Raw genomic sequence first — 13,723 nt, 5'->3', positions numbered from 1 at the left:
GGTCGCGCGGTTGGGCTGATGGCACTCTGCCATGGACCGGGCCTTGTCCGCACGGGCGAATCATCCAGGGTTCTTGCTGGTCAGGGGTGTGCTCCCCCGGATGATTCCGGTCCTCTCACGGGCACTTGGTGATCAACCGCACTCCCGGCCGGCGGCCACGAGTCCCGATTCGTACGCCGCGATCACCGCCTGCGCGCGGTCTCGTACGCCCAACTTGCCGAAGATGCCCGTGATGTGGTTCTTGACCGTGGAGATGCTGATGTCCAGGTCCCGGGCGATCTCGGCGTTGTCGAGCCCGCTCGCCAGCAGGTGCCAGATCTCCAGCTCCCGCGGGGTGAGCTCGCCCGCCATGGCGGCGGGCTGCCGCGGGGGCCGCGCGGGAGCCCGTACGTACGTGGAGATCAGCCGGGTGAGCAGGCGCGGGGCCACCGCCGCCTCGCCGCTGTGGACGGTACGGACGGCGGCGCCGAGCTCCTCCGGGGAGACGTCCTTCGGCAGGAAGCCGTAGGCGCCGGCCCGCAGCGCGGCGACGACGTACTCGTCCATGTCGAAGGTGCTCAGGGCCAGCACCCGGGTCTCCGGCAGGAGCCGGGCCAGCTCCTCGGTCGCCTTGACCCCGTCGAGTACCGGCATCCGGATGTCCATGACCACCACGTCGGGCCCGAGGCGCTGCGCGAGGGCGACGGCCTCGGCTCCGTCCCCGGCCTCGCCCACGACCTCGAACTCCGGGTCGGGTGCCAGGATCAGGGCCAGGCCGCGGCGCACCAGCGGCTGGTCGTCGGCGATGAGTACGCGGATCACAGTTCCCGCTCCCCTCCCTCTCCCCCTCGTTCGTCGCCTGCCGGCCCGGACCCGGCCGGCAGGCGGGCCGCGACCCTGAAACCGCCGTCCCGCAACGGGGCGGCTTCCAGGCTGCCGCCGTGCAGGGCGACTCGTTCACGCATTCCGATCAGACCGTACCCGCAGGGCGTGGCCGAGTGCTGCTCCGCCTGCGGCCCGCCCGCTCCGTCGTCGCGCACCTCCACGGTGACTTCGTCCGGGCGGTACGTCAGCCGTACCTCGGCCCGTGCCTGCACCGCGTGCTTGCGGGTGTTGGTCAGCGCCTCCTGGACGATCCGGAACACGGTCAGGCCCACGGTCGGGGGCAGCGGCCGCACCGGTCCGTCCACGGTGAACCCGGTGTCCGTCCCGGCCTGCCGGGCTTCGGCGACGATGCGATCGAGGTCCGCGGCCCCGGGCTGCGGCGCCGGCAGGCCCTGCTCCGGTTCCTCCCCGGCCCGCAGTACGTCGAGCAACTGCCGCATCTCGCGCAGTGCCAGACGGCCGGAGCCCTCCAGCGTGACCAGGGCCTCGCGGGCCGTCTCGGGGTCGTGCGCCAGGTTGGCCCGGGCTCCGCCGGCCATCAGCTGCATGGTGGTGATGTGGTGGGCCACGATGTCGTGCAGCTCGCGGGCGATGCGGCGCCGTTCGTCGGCGACCGCCCGGTCGGCCAACAGGACGCGGTTGGCCTCGACTTCGCGCTGCCAGCGGTTGGTGGCCACTCCCCCGGCGATGACCAGCGCGGCGGCCGCCGCGTTGGCCACGACGCCCCAGCCGGAGGGGAGCAGCGTTCCGCCCTGGCCGACCGACGGCATGGGGACGGTGGCGAGGAAGGCCGCGGCCACCACGGCGGGACGGCTGAACCTGGCCACCGAGTAGAGGGCGACCACGAGGGCGAGGCCGAAGTGCGGTGACACCCCCGGGGTGGCCAGGTTGGGTACCACGCCCAGGGTCAGCACGGCCGCGAGCACGGCCGCCGGGTGGCGGCGCCGGGCCGGCAGGGCCAGTGCCGACGCCACGAGGGCGAGGGCGGCGCTCACCGCGAGGAGCGGTCCCGCCGGCCGGCCGCCGACCGAGAAGCCCACCAGTTCCCCCGCGGCGACCCCGATGGCCAGCAGTGCGTCGTTGCGCGTCCAGACCAGCCTCGCGGTGTCCTTGGCCATCGTTGCGGTTCCTCCCCCGTCGGCTGCCCCTCCCGGCCCGTGCCGGAGGCCGCGTACCGCCGGTCCCTCAGGATCCATTCTGGCAGCGGGGCCGGCCGGCGGCGCCGGCCCGTGGGCGGAGGCCGGACCAGTACCAGGGTCCTGGTCCGCCCTCCGCCCGGACCCCGGTCCCGGGGTGCGGCTCCTCCTGTGCCCGGACGCTTCCCCCGGTCGCGCCTGATGGTCTGGGATCAGCCGGGAACCCCCGGCGCCATCGCACAGACCGGAGGAGTCACGTGATCCGCGCCCTGACCGGATTCTCGACGAGAAGCCCATGGAAGGTGATCGCCGGCTGGGCCGTGCTCGGCATCGCACTGGCCCTGCTGGGCCAGGCGCTGGTGTTCCGCGCCACGCAGAGCAGTGCCGGTGACTTCCTGCCCCCTTCCTACGATTCGGCCGCCGCGCTGAAGATCGCCGGGGAGCGGTTCGGGGCGAGGCCCGACGCCAACCCGCTGACCGTGCTGGTGGCCAGGTCGGACGGTGAGCGGCTCGGCGCCGCGGACGAGCGGCGCATCGACGGCGAAGCCGCGGAGCTGGCCCGGCACCGGGTCGCCATGCCCAAGTCGAAGGACGACCCGCCCTTCGCCCGGGACCATTCGCAACTCCCCCGGGTCAGCCCGGCCATGACGGCTCCCGACGGGAGCTACCGGCTGCTGTCCGTGGAGCTGACCGGCAATCCGCAGGATCCCGGGGTGCAGGCCACGTACCGGGCCTTCCGCGACCACGCACGGGCCGAGTTCGCGCGGGAGGGGCTGCGGACCGGGTTCACGGGCGGGCTCGCGGACAGCGTGGACGGTGTCGATGCCGAGAAGACCCGGTCCACGGTCGTCGGCATCGTGATGCTGGCGGTGATCGTGCTGCTGCACGTACTGGTGTTCCGCAGCCTGCTCGCCGCGCTGCTGCCGCTGCTGGTCGTCACCATCGTGGGCGGCGCCGCCACGGGTACGGTCGTCGGCGCCGCGATGCTCACCGGCATCCGGCTCGACGCGTCCACCCCGCAGTTGATCAATGTCGTCCTGGTGGGCATAGGCATCGACTACTTCCTCTTCCTGCTCTTCCGCTTCCGCGAGCAGTTGCGCCGGCGCCCCGACCAGTCCGGGCGGGCCGCGGCGGCCGAGGTGGCCGGGCGCGTCGGTACGGCGGTCACCTCGGCGGCGCTGACCATCGTCGCCGCGTTCGCCACGCTCGGGGTGGCCTCCTTCGGGCAGTTCCGGGTGCTCGGGCCGGCCATCGCGGTCGCCGTACTGGTGATGCTGCTCGGCAGCCTCACCCTGATGCCGGCCCTGCTCGCCGTCGCCGGGCGGAAGATGTTCTGGCCCTCACGGTCCCTGAGGCAGGAGCCGCCCGCGGGCTCCGCCGCCCGGCTGGGCGACCGGGTGGCGCGGCGGCCGCTGGTGGCGGCGGCCGTCTGCGTGGCGCTGCTCGGCGCGCTGGCCGCGGGGGTGGCCGGGATGCGGATGGACTACGGATCGGGCGACGCGGGCGGCGGGCGTACGGCGGCCGCGGCCACCGCTGCCGAGATCTCCCGGGCGCTGCCCGCCGGAGTGTCGGACCCGATCAGCGTGTTCGTCGTCACGAAGGACGGGGGCGCGTTGCGCGGCGAGCGGATCGATCCGCTGGCCGGTGCGCTCGCGAAGGTGGCCGGGGTGGGCCGGGTGGCGCCGACCGTGCTGAGCGAGGACCGCCGGGCGGCGCGGATCGACCTGTTCCCGACCGCCGATCCGCATGGCCAGGAGGCCCGGGACCTGGCGTCCGGTCCGGTCCGGGAGGCGGTCGCCGCGCACCGCCCGGAAGGCACGCAGGCTCATGTCGGCGGCAGTGCGGCGGTGTTCGCCGACATCTCGGAGGCGGTGGACAAGGACCTGAAGGTGGTCTTCCCGGTGGCGGCGGCGCTGATCGCGCTCATCCTGTTCCTGCTGCTGCGCAGCCTGCTCGCGCCGCTGGTCCTGCTGCTCTCGGTGGGGCTGGGGTTCGCGGCGACGCTGGGTGCCTCGACGCTCGTCTTCCAGCGGGCGCTGGACCAGCCGGGCGTGGCCTTCTCGCTGCCGCTGGTCCTGTTCCTGTTCGTGGTCGCGCTGGGCACCGACTACAACATCCTGGTGACCGACCGGATCCGCGAGGAGATGCGGCAGCCGGGTCCGGCGCGCGCGGCCGTCGCCAGGGCGGTGCGGCACACCGCGCCGGCCATCGCGACGGCGGGGCTGGTGCTGGCCGCCTCCTTCGGGAGCCTCGCCGTCAGCCCGGCCTCGGCCACTCAGCAGATCGGCTTCGCGACGGGGCTCGGGATCCTGCTCTCGGCCTTCGTCCTGTCGATCGTCCTGGTGCCCGCGTGCGCGGCGCTGCTGGGTCGCTCCCTGTGGTGGCCGCTGCGGCCGCGCGCCGGCGCCGAGCCGCAGGCCCGGCACTCCGCGCCGGCGAAGCACCGGGTCCCGGTCGGCTGAGCCGCCGGGCGGCGGCCGGGGCGCCGGGGCACGAGGGGGCGTACGAAAATGCGCACCGTCCCCGTGCCCCGGCGCCGCCGGTCGGCTCAGGCGAGTTTGTCGACCTCCGGGTGCTCGGCCAGCCAGGCGCGGACCGCCTGCTGTTCCTTGCCCTTGCCCGATTCCTGGATCTTTGCCTCCAGGCCGGTCAGCTGGGCCTCGGTGAGCTTGAACGAGCGCAGCCAGTCGGCCACGCGCGGTTCGTCGGCGGCGAAGCCCTTGCGCGCGACGGTGTGGATGCCGTCGCCCTTGCCCCAGGCGCCCTTGGGGTCCTCCAGCTTGTGCAGGTCGTACGAGGCGTACGCCCAGTGCGGCGACCAGAGCACCGTCACGATGGGCTCCTGCTTCGCGTAGGCGCGCTTGAGCTCGGCGAGCATGCCCGGGGTGGAGCCGTCGACGACCTTGTACTCGCCGTCGAGGCCGTACTCCGGCAGGATCTTGTCCTTCAGGATCCCCATCGCGCCCGCGCTGGGCTCGATGCCGATGATCCGGCCCTTGAACTCGCCGCTCCTGCCCTTGAGGTCGGCGAGGGACTTCACGTCCTTCATGTAGGACGGGACCGACAGTTCGAGGGAGGTGGGGCCGTACCAGGCGCCGAGGTCGTCGAGCTTGTTCCCGTACTTCTTCCAGTACTCGGACTGGGTGACCGGCAGCCAGGCGTCGGTCTGGAAGTCGACCTGGCCGCCCGCGAGGCCGGTGAAGAGGGCGCCCAGCTCCAGTTGCCGGGCCTCGACCTGGTATCCGCGGCGCTCCAGGAGCTCCTTCCACAGGAAGGTGGAGGCGATTCCCTCGTCCCACGGGATGTAGCCGATGCTGACCTTGCGGCCCTTGCCGACGTCGTCGGCGCCGGCGGCGCTCGCATCGGTCCGGCCGGCGCCGCCGAAGGCGTTCAGGCCGCCGGCGACGAGGGCGAGCACGACGGCTCCGGTGACGGCGTAGGCGGGCTGGGGGCGGTGGTTCCACAGCCGGGTGACGCCGGTCGCGGCGGACCGTGCCTTGGCGAGGGAGCGGCGGCCGAGCGGGGAGACCTGGCGGCCCAGCGCCCCGGTCATCCGGTCCAGGTACATGGCGAGGATGACGATGGAGATGCCCGCCTCGAAGCCGAGGCCGATGTCGACGCTGCCGATGGCGCGGTAGACGGCGCCGCCGAGTCCGCCGCCGCCGACCATGCCGGCGATGACGACCATGGACAGGCCCAGCATGATGACCTGGTTGATGCCCGCCATGATGGTGGGCAGGGCCAGCGGGAGCTGGACGCGCACGAGCGTGTCGCGCGGGGTGGTGCCGAAGGCTTCGGCGGCCTCGACGAGTTCGGCGTCGACCTGGCGGATGCCGAGCTCGGTCATCCGTACGCCCGGGGGCAGCGAGAAGATGATCGTCGCGATGATGCCGGGCACCACGCCCACCCCGAAGAAGATGATGCCGGGGATGAGGTAGACCATGGCCGGCATGGTCTGCATGAAGTCCAGGACGGGCCGCAGGGCGGCGCTGACCCGGTCGGAGCGCGAGGCCCGGATGCCTGTCGGGACCGCGAAGGCCAGCGTGACGAGGGTGGCGACCAGGACCAGCGAGAGCGTGGACATGGCGTCTTGCCACAGGCCGACGGAGTCGACCAGCGCGAAGCCCGCGAAGGCCAGCAGGCCGGCGAGGAGTCCGCGCAGATACCAGGCGGCGACGGCGAGGATGCCGGCGAAGAGCAGCGGCGAGGGCGCGGACAGCACGGTCTCGATGCCGTCGTAGAGCCCGGTGACGATCGTGCTGATGGCGTCGAACAGCCAGGACAGGTGGCGCTGGAGGAAGTCGACGGCGCTGTCGACCCAGGCGCCGAGTGGCAGGCGGGGCATCAGGCTGCCACCTCCGTGCAGGCCATCGGGGGCCGCTGTTCGTCGCCGATGAAGGCGACGAGGCGGTCCTGGGTCACGGAGCCGACGACGGAGCCGTCCTCGTCGGTGACGGCGACCGGGTGCGGGACCCGGGCGCTGATCGCGCAGAGGTCGGCGAGCGGGGTTTCGGGGCTGACGGTCGGACAGCCGCAGGCGTCGGCAGCCGCGGCCCCCTGGGCGGGGGCATCGGGCTCGTCCATGACGGCTTCGGCCGTCAGGACGCGCGAGCGGTCGACGTCCTGGATGAAGGAGGCGACGTAGTCATCGGCGGGGCGGGTGAGGATGTCCTCGGCCGTGCCCTGCTGGACGATCCGTCCGTCGCGCATCACCGCGATCCCGTCGCCGAGGCGCATGGCCTCGTTCAGGTCGTGGGTGATGAACACGATGGTCTTCTTGAGCCGCTTCTGGAGTTCCAGCAGCTGGTCCTGCATGTCTCGCCGGATCAGCGGGTCGAGGGCGCTGAAGGACTCGTCCATCAGCAGCAGGTCGGCGTCGGTGGCCAGCGCGCGGGCGAGGCCGACGCGCTGCTGCATGCCGCCGGAGAGCTCGTCGGGCCAGGACGTCTCCCAGCCGCCGAGCCCGCACAGCGCCAGCGCCTCGGCGGCGCGCCGTTCGCGCTCGGCCCGGGGGACGCCCTGGACCTCCAGACCGTATGCGGCGTTGGCGAGGACGTCGCGGTGCGGGAACAGCGCGAAGTGCTGGAAGACCATGCTGATCTTGGTGGACCGTACGTGGCGCAGTTCACGCGGCGTGAGCGCGGTGAGGTCCTGGCCGTCGAAGAGGATGCGTCCCGAGGTGGGCTCGAGCAGTCCGTTGAGCATGCGCAGCAGCGTCGACTTGCCCGATCCCGACAGGCCCATGACGACGAAGATCTGGCCGGGCTCGACGCGGAAGGTGGCGTCGATCACAGCGGCCGTCGTTCCGTCGGCGCGCAGCTCGTCGCGGCAGGTGCCGCTCTGGAGCGCGCGGACCGCGGCCGTCAGGTCGTCGGGGCGTCTTCCGAACACCTTGTACACGTGCTCGGCCTGGAGCGTGGACACATACACCTCGCGGGTCGTACCGGGAACGGATCTCCGGTCGCAAAGCGACCGGAGGGCCGTGGAGCGGTACGGGATCTGCCCGTGCGCGCCACGTCCTCCGGCCGTTTTGGCCGGAGGACGTGGTTCCGCTCCATTGGCGCCAGTGCCCGGTATTAACCTCAGCAAACGCGAAGGTGACCCACCTCACGCCGACTGCGGGTGTTGCGCGTCCTCCAGCATCGAGGAGCGAAGGTGCGCGAGGAGGCGCGTGAGGAGCCGGGACACCTGCATCTGCGAGATGCCGAGCGCGTCGCCGATCTGGGCCTGGGTCAGCTCGTCGCCGAAGCGCATCCGCAGCATGGTGCGCTCCCGGTCGGTGAGCTGTCCGAGCAGCGGCGCGAGGGTCTGGATGTCCTCGACGCGCTCCAGCGCCGGCTCCTCCTCACCCAGCACGTCCGCGAGGGTGTGGCCCTCGGAGGGGTGGTCGCCGTGCTCGGCCTGGGGGGCGTCCAGGGAGCCGCTGGTGTGTCCGTTGGCGGCGACGAGCCCCTCGACGACCTCCTCCTCCGTGAGGGAGAGGTGCGCCGCGAGGTCGGCGACCGTCGGCGAGCGGTCGAGCGTCGCGGTCAGCTCCTCCTTCGCCTTGGCGATGTCGATGCGCAGTTCCTGCAGGCGGCGCGGGACGCGCACCGCCCAGGTCGTGTCGCGGAAGTGCCGTTTGATCTCGCCTGTGATGTACGGCATGGCGAGGGTGGAGAACTCGGTCTCGCGGGCCGGGTCGAACCGGTCGATGGCCTTGATCAGACCGATGGTGCCGACCTGGACGATGTCCTCGATCTCGCCGCCGGCACTGACGTCGCCGGCGGCTCGGCCGCGGAAGCGGCGGACGGCGTACTGGACGAGTGAGGCGTTCATCTCGATCAGCGTGTTGCGGACGTAGCGATACTCCGGGGTGCCCTCGGTGAGTTCATGCAGCCGCCGGAAGAAGACCCTCGACAGCTCCCTGGCGTCGGCGGGGGCCACCTCACGGGGCTCGTCGATCCGGGGCAGGCCCGCGCTGAGGGCGAGCGCCTCGGCGCTCCGGCGGGGGCCGGGCAGGACGGCGGCGTCGGTGCGGGGGTCGGCGGTATGGGAGGAGGGGGCGGGTACCGGCATGGGGTTCGCTCCTTGGGCTTGTCGGCTTGCGGCGCGGGACCTTGACTGCCGTAGATGGTGGCCTTCTTCTGCTCGTACGTCAAGAATTACCGGAAAGCTGTTTCACGTCTTGCATCACGTGAATCGTGTATCGCATCATGACCGCATGGGGAGCAATGCAAGTCGCGAAAACTGGACATTCCTTACAAATCACGCACGCGTTCTGGTGAGCATCGCCCGGGACCCGGCCGTGCGGCTCCGGGATGTCGCGCAGACGTGCGCGCTCACCGAGCGGACCGTCCAGACGATCGTCACGGACCTGGAGTCGGACGGATATCTGCGGCGCGTCCGCGACGGCCGGCGCAACCGCTACGAGATCTCCTCGGGCGCGGTGTTCCGGCACCCCGCCGAGGCCGGGGTCCAGGTGGCCGGCCTCCTCGCCCTCCTGACCGGCGTCCCCGCCACCGCGAGCTCGCCCGACCTCCCGGCGGGCACGGAGGAATCCGAAGCCCTGGACATGCTGGGCCTGGACGCGGTCGCGGACTCGGCTCCCGAGCCGGCCCCCGGACCTGGCCCCGGACCTGTCCCGCAATCCGTCCCGCAATCCGTCCCGCAATCCGTCCCGGGCCTCGCCGCCGACTGACGGCGGCGGACGAGTTCGGCCCGGCCTGGCGTTTCGGGGCGCGCGGCGGTGACTTCGTGGGCGACGGTATCCCCATGAACTGGACACTCGAAGTCATCCCGGTCCCCGTCACCGACCTCGACCGCGCGAAGGAGTTCTACGCCGACAAGGCCGGCTTCAAGGTCGACGTCGACGACGAGGTCGCCCCCGGGATGCGCGTCATCCAGCTGACCCCGCCCGGCTCGCGGTGTTCGATCGCGATGCTCGAGGGGATGCCCGCGGCGCCCGGCATGAAGGTGATGGCGCCGGGCACGCTGCAGGGACTCCAGCTCTGCGTCACCGACATCGAGGCGGCCCGCCGGGAACTGGTGGACCGGGGTGTGGACGTCTCCCCGGTCCGCCGCGTCGGCGCGACGGGCTGGGAGGACGGCAAGGGCGAGACCTGGAACTCGTTCATGTCCTTCGAGGACCCGGACGGCAACGGCTGGGTGGTCCAGGAGGCCCCCTCCGAGCTGTCGGAGCGCTGAGCGGCAGCAGGACAGCGAGCGATCCCGTAGGTCCCGACGGCCCCGGCCGTCTCGGCGATCCCGGCCGTCTCCGCCGCCCCCTTCCACCGCTTCTGCCCCTCCCTTCCCTCCTGTTCCCACGCGTCCCGGGCCCCCTTGTGCCCTCGGCGGCAGCGGCCGCAGCCTTGGCCGCATGACTACGAGACCGCACTTATGGCGGCGCTGCGGCGCCCTGCTGGCCCTGTCCGCCGCGCTCGCGCTCGGCTCCCAGACCGGAGCCTCGGCCGCCGCTCCGCCGGAGGGTTCCGTCCGCTACGCCGGGGCGCCGAATTCCGTCCCGGGCAGCTATCTCGTCGTACTCGACCCGGCCCGCGCGAACTCCCGTACCGATCAGGGCCGCGCGGTGGTCGAGCGATTCGGGGGCAGCGTCCGCCGCACGTACGGGTCCGCGCTGAACGGCTACTCCGCCCGGATGACGCAGCGCCAGGCCCGGCGCCTCGCCGCCGACCCGGCCGTCACCGAAGTCGTACAGAACCGGACGCTCAAGCTCGACGCCACCCAGCCCGACCCGCCCTCGTGGGGCCTGGCCCGCATCGACCAGCGACGTCTGCCGCTGGACACCCAGTACACGTACCCGGACTCGGCCGGGCAGGGGGTGAGCGTCTACGTCGTCGACACCGGGGTGCACATCACGCACGAGGACTTCGGCGGGCGCGCCTCCTACGGCTACGACGCCATCGACGACGACATGACCGCGGAAGACGACCACGGCCACGGCACGCACGTCGCCGGGACCGTCGCGGGCACCACGCACGGGGTGGCCAAGCAGGCGAAGATCGTCGCGGTCCGGGTGCTCGACTACACGGGCTCCGGCACGACGGAGCAGGTGGTGGCCGGAATCGACTGGGTGACCCGCAACGCGGTGAAGCCGGCGGTCGTGAACATGAGCCTGGGCGGAGACCCCGACGAGGTCCTGGACGCGGCGGTCAGGGGCTCCATCGCCTCCGGCATCACCTACGCCGTCGCCGCGGGCAACCAGAACATCGACGCCTCGGGCCATTCGCCCGCCCGGGTGTCGACGGCGCTGACCGTCGGGGCCATAGGCGAGTTCGACCACCGGTCCGAGTACTCCAATTACGGGCCGCTGGTCGACCTGTTCGCCCCCGGCGACTCCATCACCTCGGCCGCGTACTTCTCCGACGACTGGTACACGACCATGTCGGGCACCTCCATGGCCACCCCGCACGTCACCGGCGCGGCCGCCCTCTACCTCTCCACCCACCGCACGGCGACCCCGGCCCAGGTGGCCGCCGCCCTCACCTCGACGGCCGGCACCGGATCCGTCATCGACGCGGGCCCGGGAACCACCGACCGGCTGCTCAACGTGAGCGGTACGACGCAGCGGCCGCCGGGCAAGCGCTTCGCCAACACCACCGACCGCCCCGTTGCCGATCTGGCGACCGTCGACTCCCCCGTCACCGTCAGCGGGGTGTCCGGCCGCGCCCCGGCCGATCTCGACGTGCAGATCGACATCAGGCATCCGGACGTCGGGGACCTGCGGATCGATGTGATCGCCCCGGACGGCACCGCCTATCCCGTCAAGGACGAGTGGGACAACTGGATCACCACGGACTACCGCGTGGTCCTCGCCGTCAACGCCTCGTCCGAGACCGCGAACGGAGTCTGGAAACTGCGGGTGTTCGACACCCGGGCCGGGAACACCGGCTACATCGACTCGTGGTCCCTGCGGTTCTGAGTCCTCCCGCCCCCGCGCTCAGGGCACGCCACCCGACCCCTCGCCCTGACGGGCCACCGGGCAGCCGTCGGGGTGTCAGGTGACGAGGAACCCCGGGGCCGGGCGGTCCCGGTGGAAGGTCAGCCGGTCCCAGGTGGGGAAGGCGAGGTCGGTGACGGCGAGCAGCCGCCCGGTGGTGTCGTGCAGGGTGCGCCGTACGGAGAGCCCGGCGGCGGGGGTGGCGGCCGGCGGGTGGCTGGTACGGGTCATGGTGATGGTCTCGGCGACGCGCCCGGCCGCCGCGGACCGCTCCAGCCAGTGGCGCAGGGGGCGCAGGTCCTCGTCCCGGACGGGCGCGGCCGCGCGGTCGCGGTAGCGGGCCAGTTCGGGCGTCACGGCGACGGGATGCGGGCTGAGGTACGTCACGGCGTGCTGGAGGATCTCGCCGGCCGGGCCGAGTTCGCGGTGGTGGTGGACGAGGGTGCGGTCGCCGCCGCGCATGCCGAGCAGGGCGGCGAGGGAGGGCGCCACGCTGACGAGCGTCAGCCAGCTCTGGGTGGGGGCCGCGGCGGGGGCGGCCGCGGCCCGGGTTGCGGCGTCGGGTGCCGGCGGGACCGGCGGGATGTGCTGCGGGGTCTGCCCGGTCTGCGGGAGCTGCGAGATCCGGGCCGCGGGCGCGGACCGGGTGCCGCGGCGGCCGGTGACGACGAGGCCGTCCTCGCGCAGGTTCTGGAGGGCGGCCCTGATGGTCTGCCGGTTGACCTGGTAACGGGCGGCGAGGCTGCGCTCGGAGGGCAGCCGGCTGCCGGGGGTGTGGGCGGTGCGGTCGAGTTCGCGGCGCAACGCCGCTGCGATCCGCTGGTACTTGGGCGTGGCGGCCGGGCCGCCGCCCCGCGCGGGGGAGGGCATGGCTTCTCCTCTGACGGGTGGTCAAGGACTGCGCGGTCTGCCCGACCAACGTAGCATTGGTCTATACCTGTTGCCAGGCGGCCCCGGGCAACCCGCCCTGTTTGGCCGGAACCCGTACCCCGCGCGGTGGCGCTGACCACCGTGATGGGCGACCCGGACCGGACACAGAACTGGCCCCGCCCGTCGGCGCTTCCCCGCGGCCGCGAGGAGTTCGGCGAAGGGGTCCATTCGCCGTGCAAATGCCGCCGCTTCCGTGGTCGTCGGAGGCGTCGGAGGTGTACCGACCAGCTTGCTGACCACACAGCTCGGTTGGGCCCCCGTCGCCGGGCTGGTCCTGTGCGTGGCGATCGCGGCAGTCCGGGCCTGGCTGTCCGCCGGGGCGTGCCGGGGCCACCGGTCGCCCGAGCGTTCGGCACACCGTGGCGGGCAACTCCCGTATGACAGGCGGCCGGACCCTCGCCACGGGCGGCCGCGGAACGGTCGGACACACGGTGGAAGATCATTCCACGGTGGTGGACCACGACACCGAATCCACCTGACCCGCGACGGCGGGCCGGACGCGCGTACGGACGAGTATCCGCAGCATCGCCGCGCCCGCCACCACGGCCGCGAGATTCAGCGCCACCGCGACGACCGGATGCTCCGGCGGGGTGAATTCGGCAGGGTCCGCCAGCGCCACGTAGGCCATGATCGGCAGCTTCCAGCCGCTCCACGCGAACAGCGAGCCCGACCCGACCCAGCCGAAGACCAGGGGCAGCCAGCGGGGCCACCGGGGAGGGCGCGCCCGGGCGACCGCCCAGACGGCGGCGGATCCGGCCAGCGCCCAGAAGCCGCCGACGGCTCCGAGCACGTATCCGTCAGTGGTCCGCTCGGCCGGGTGCGCGATTCCCACGCTGCCGCCGGCCGCCCAGTAGAGCCAGACCAGGCCGACCGCCGCGCCGAGGGCGGCCGCCCACGGCGGCTTCGTGCGCGGACCGTCCCCGAGGCGTCCGGCGAACGCTCCCGGCCAACGACGCCACAGGTACGCGGGGACCGCGAGGGCGAGGCCCAGCCCCATCCCGACGAAGCCGAACTGGACGAGCACGGCCTCCCAGAACGGCATGGCCGGATCCTCGCCACCGCCACCCTCCGGTGAACCGCCCTCGGCACCCAGGAACGCACCGATCAAGCCGAACGGCAGTACCGAGACGAGGAACCCCGACCCCACCCAGGCGCAGAACGCGACCAGCGCCCCCGGTATCCGCATCCCCCACGGCCGCACGAGCGCGAGCGACAGCCCGATCCCGATCGCCGCCATGCCGATCGTGACGGTGTTGAGCACCACCCACTCCGCCATGCCGAACCCGCGGCCGACGGGCAGCACCCCGAGGAGCGCGCCGATCACCCACGACACCTTGATCAACAGGTACGGCGA

At 72.8% G+C, this 13,723-nt stretch carries 11 protein-coding genes; 4 read left to right on the top strand and 7 right to left on the bottom strand.

What is annotated here, in order from left to right; all coding sequences use genetic code 11:
* Positions 1 to 132: 132 nt before the first annotated feature.
* Together ACFWBF_RS03040 and ACFWBF_RS03035 are read right to left on the bottom strand one after the other, a co-directional pair.
* Entirely contained in the window at positions 133 to 801 is a 669-nt protein-coding gene (locus ACFWBF_RS03040) for a response regulator (RefSeq protein ID WP_385594235.1), read from the bottom strand.
* A complete protein-coding gene (locus tag ACFWBF_RS03035; RefSeq protein WP_385594232.1) occupies positions 798 to 1,982 on the bottom strand; it encodes a sensor histidine kinase in 1,185 nt (394 codons plus the stop codon). Before ACFWBF_RS03035 ends, ACFWBF_RS03040 begins: the two co-directional genes overlap by 4 nt.
* A gap of 275 nt (positions 1,983 to 2,257) precedes the next feature.
* On the opposite strand from ACFWBF_RS03035, the gene ACFWBF_RS03030 reads away from it, so the two are divergent.
* Complete coding sequence (locus ACFWBF_RS03030; protein WP_385594229.1) at positions 2,258 to 4,462, top strand: MMPL family transporter; 2,205 nt, start codon at positions 2,258 to 2,260, stop codon at positions 4,460 to 4,462.
* 86 nt (positions 4,463 to 4,548) lie between these two features.
* Here ACFWBF_RS03030 and ACFWBF_RS03025 read toward each other — a convergent pair whose 3' ends face one another.
* From ACFWBF_RS03025 to ACFWBF_RS03015, 3 genes are all read right to left on the bottom strand, one after another.
* On the bottom strand, positions 4,549 to 6,345 hold the full coding sequence (locus tag ACFWBF_RS03025) for an ABC transporter permease/substrate binding protein (protein ID WP_385594226.1): 1,797 nt from the start codon (positions 6,343 to 6,345) through the stop codon (positions 4,549 to 4,551).
* Entirely contained in the window at positions 6,345 to 7,424 is a 1,080-nt protein-coding gene (locus tag ACFWBF_RS03020) for a glycine betaine/L-proline ABC transporter ATP-binding protein (RefSeq protein ID WP_385594223.1), read from the bottom strand. Before ACFWBF_RS03020 ends, ACFWBF_RS03025 begins: the two co-directional genes overlap by 1 nt.
* A gap of 183 nt (positions 7,425 to 7,607) precedes the next feature.
* A complete protein-coding gene (locus ACFWBF_RS03015; RefSeq protein ID WP_385594220.1) occupies positions 7,608 to 8,558 on the bottom strand; it encodes a SigB/SigF/SigG family RNA polymerase sigma factor in 951 nt (316 codons plus the stop codon).
* Between the two features lie 205 nt (positions 8,559 to 8,763).
* On the opposite strand from ACFWBF_RS03015, the gene ACFWBF_RS03010 reads away from it, so the two are divergent.
* The 3 genes from ACFWBF_RS03010 (at position 8,764) to ACFWBF_RS03000 (ending at position 11,421) form a co-directional block, all read left to right on the top strand.
* Positions 8,764 to 9,180, top strand: coding sequence for a MarR family transcriptional regulator (locus tag ACFWBF_RS03010; RefSeq protein WP_385594217.1), 417 nt, complete (start codon positions 8,764 to 8,766; stop codon positions 9,178 to 9,180).
* A gap of 74 nt (positions 9,181 to 9,254) precedes the next feature.
* Complete coding sequence (locus tag ACFWBF_RS03005; RefSeq protein WP_385594214.1) at positions 9,255 to 9,686, top strand: VOC family protein; 432 nt, start codon at positions 9,255 to 9,257, stop codon at positions 9,684 to 9,686.
* Between the two features lie 172 nt (positions 9,687 to 9,858).
* Entirely contained in the window at positions 9,859 to 11,421 is a 1,563-nt protein-coding gene (locus ACFWBF_RS03000) for a S8 family serine peptidase (RefSeq protein WP_385594211.1), read from the top strand.
* Between the two features lie 75 nt (positions 11,422 to 11,496).
* On the opposite strand, the gene ACFWBF_RS02995 is transcribed toward ACFWBF_RS03000, so the two are convergent.
* On the bottom strand, positions 11,497 to 12,309 hold the full coding sequence (locus ACFWBF_RS02995; RefSeq protein WP_385594208.1) for a GntR family transcriptional regulator: 813 nt from the start codon (positions 12,307 to 12,309) through the stop codon (positions 11,497 to 11,499).
* Positions 12,310 to 12,808: 499 nt separating this feature from the next.
* The gene (locus ACFWBF_RS02990; protein WP_385594205.1) at positions 12,809 to 13,693 is read right to left on the bottom strand and encodes a hypothetical protein; all 885 of its coding nucleotides are present in this window, start codon (positions 13,691 to 13,693) and stop codon (positions 12,809 to 12,811) included.
* Between the last annotated feature and the right edge of the window lie 30 nt (positions 13,694 to 13,723).

It is taken from the genome of Streptomyces sp. NPDC060028 (assembly GCF_042736725.1).
Taxonomy (GTDB): Bacteria; Actinomycetota; Actinomycetes; order Streptomycetales; family Streptomycetaceae; genus Streptomyces.
Note: the sequence above shows the minus strand (reverse complement) of the source record. Positions and strands in the feature narration are given on the sequence as shown.

What these genes read in the sequence shown, in the direction of transcription:
- ACFWBF_RS03005 (WP_385594214.1), top strand. Translation starts at nt 9,255, where the DNA reads ATGAACTGGACACTCGAAGTCATCCCGGTCCCCGTCACCGACCTCGAC.
- ACFWBF_RS03000 (WP_385594211.1), top strand. Translation starts at nt 9,859, where the DNA reads ATGACTACGAGACCGCACTTATGGCGGCGCTGCGGCGCCCTGCTGGCC.
- ACFWBF_RS03015 (WP_385594220.1), bottom strand. Translation starts at nt 8,558, where the DNA reads ATGCCGGTACCCGCCCCCTCCTCCCATACCGCCGACCCCCGCACCGAC.
- ACFWBF_RS03035 (WP_385594232.1), bottom strand. Translation starts at nt 1,982, where the DNA reads ATGGCCAAGGACACCGCGAGGCTGGTCTGGACGCGCAACGACGCACTG.
- ACFWBF_RS02995 (WP_385594208.1), bottom strand. Translation starts at nt 12,309, where the DNA reads ATGCCCTCCCCCGCGCGGGGCGGCGGCCCGGCCGCCACGCCCAAGTAC.
- ACFWBF_RS03025 (WP_385594226.1), bottom strand. Translation starts at nt 6,345, where the DNA reads ATGCCCCGCCTGCCACTCGGCGCCTGGGTCGACAGCGCCGTCGACTTC.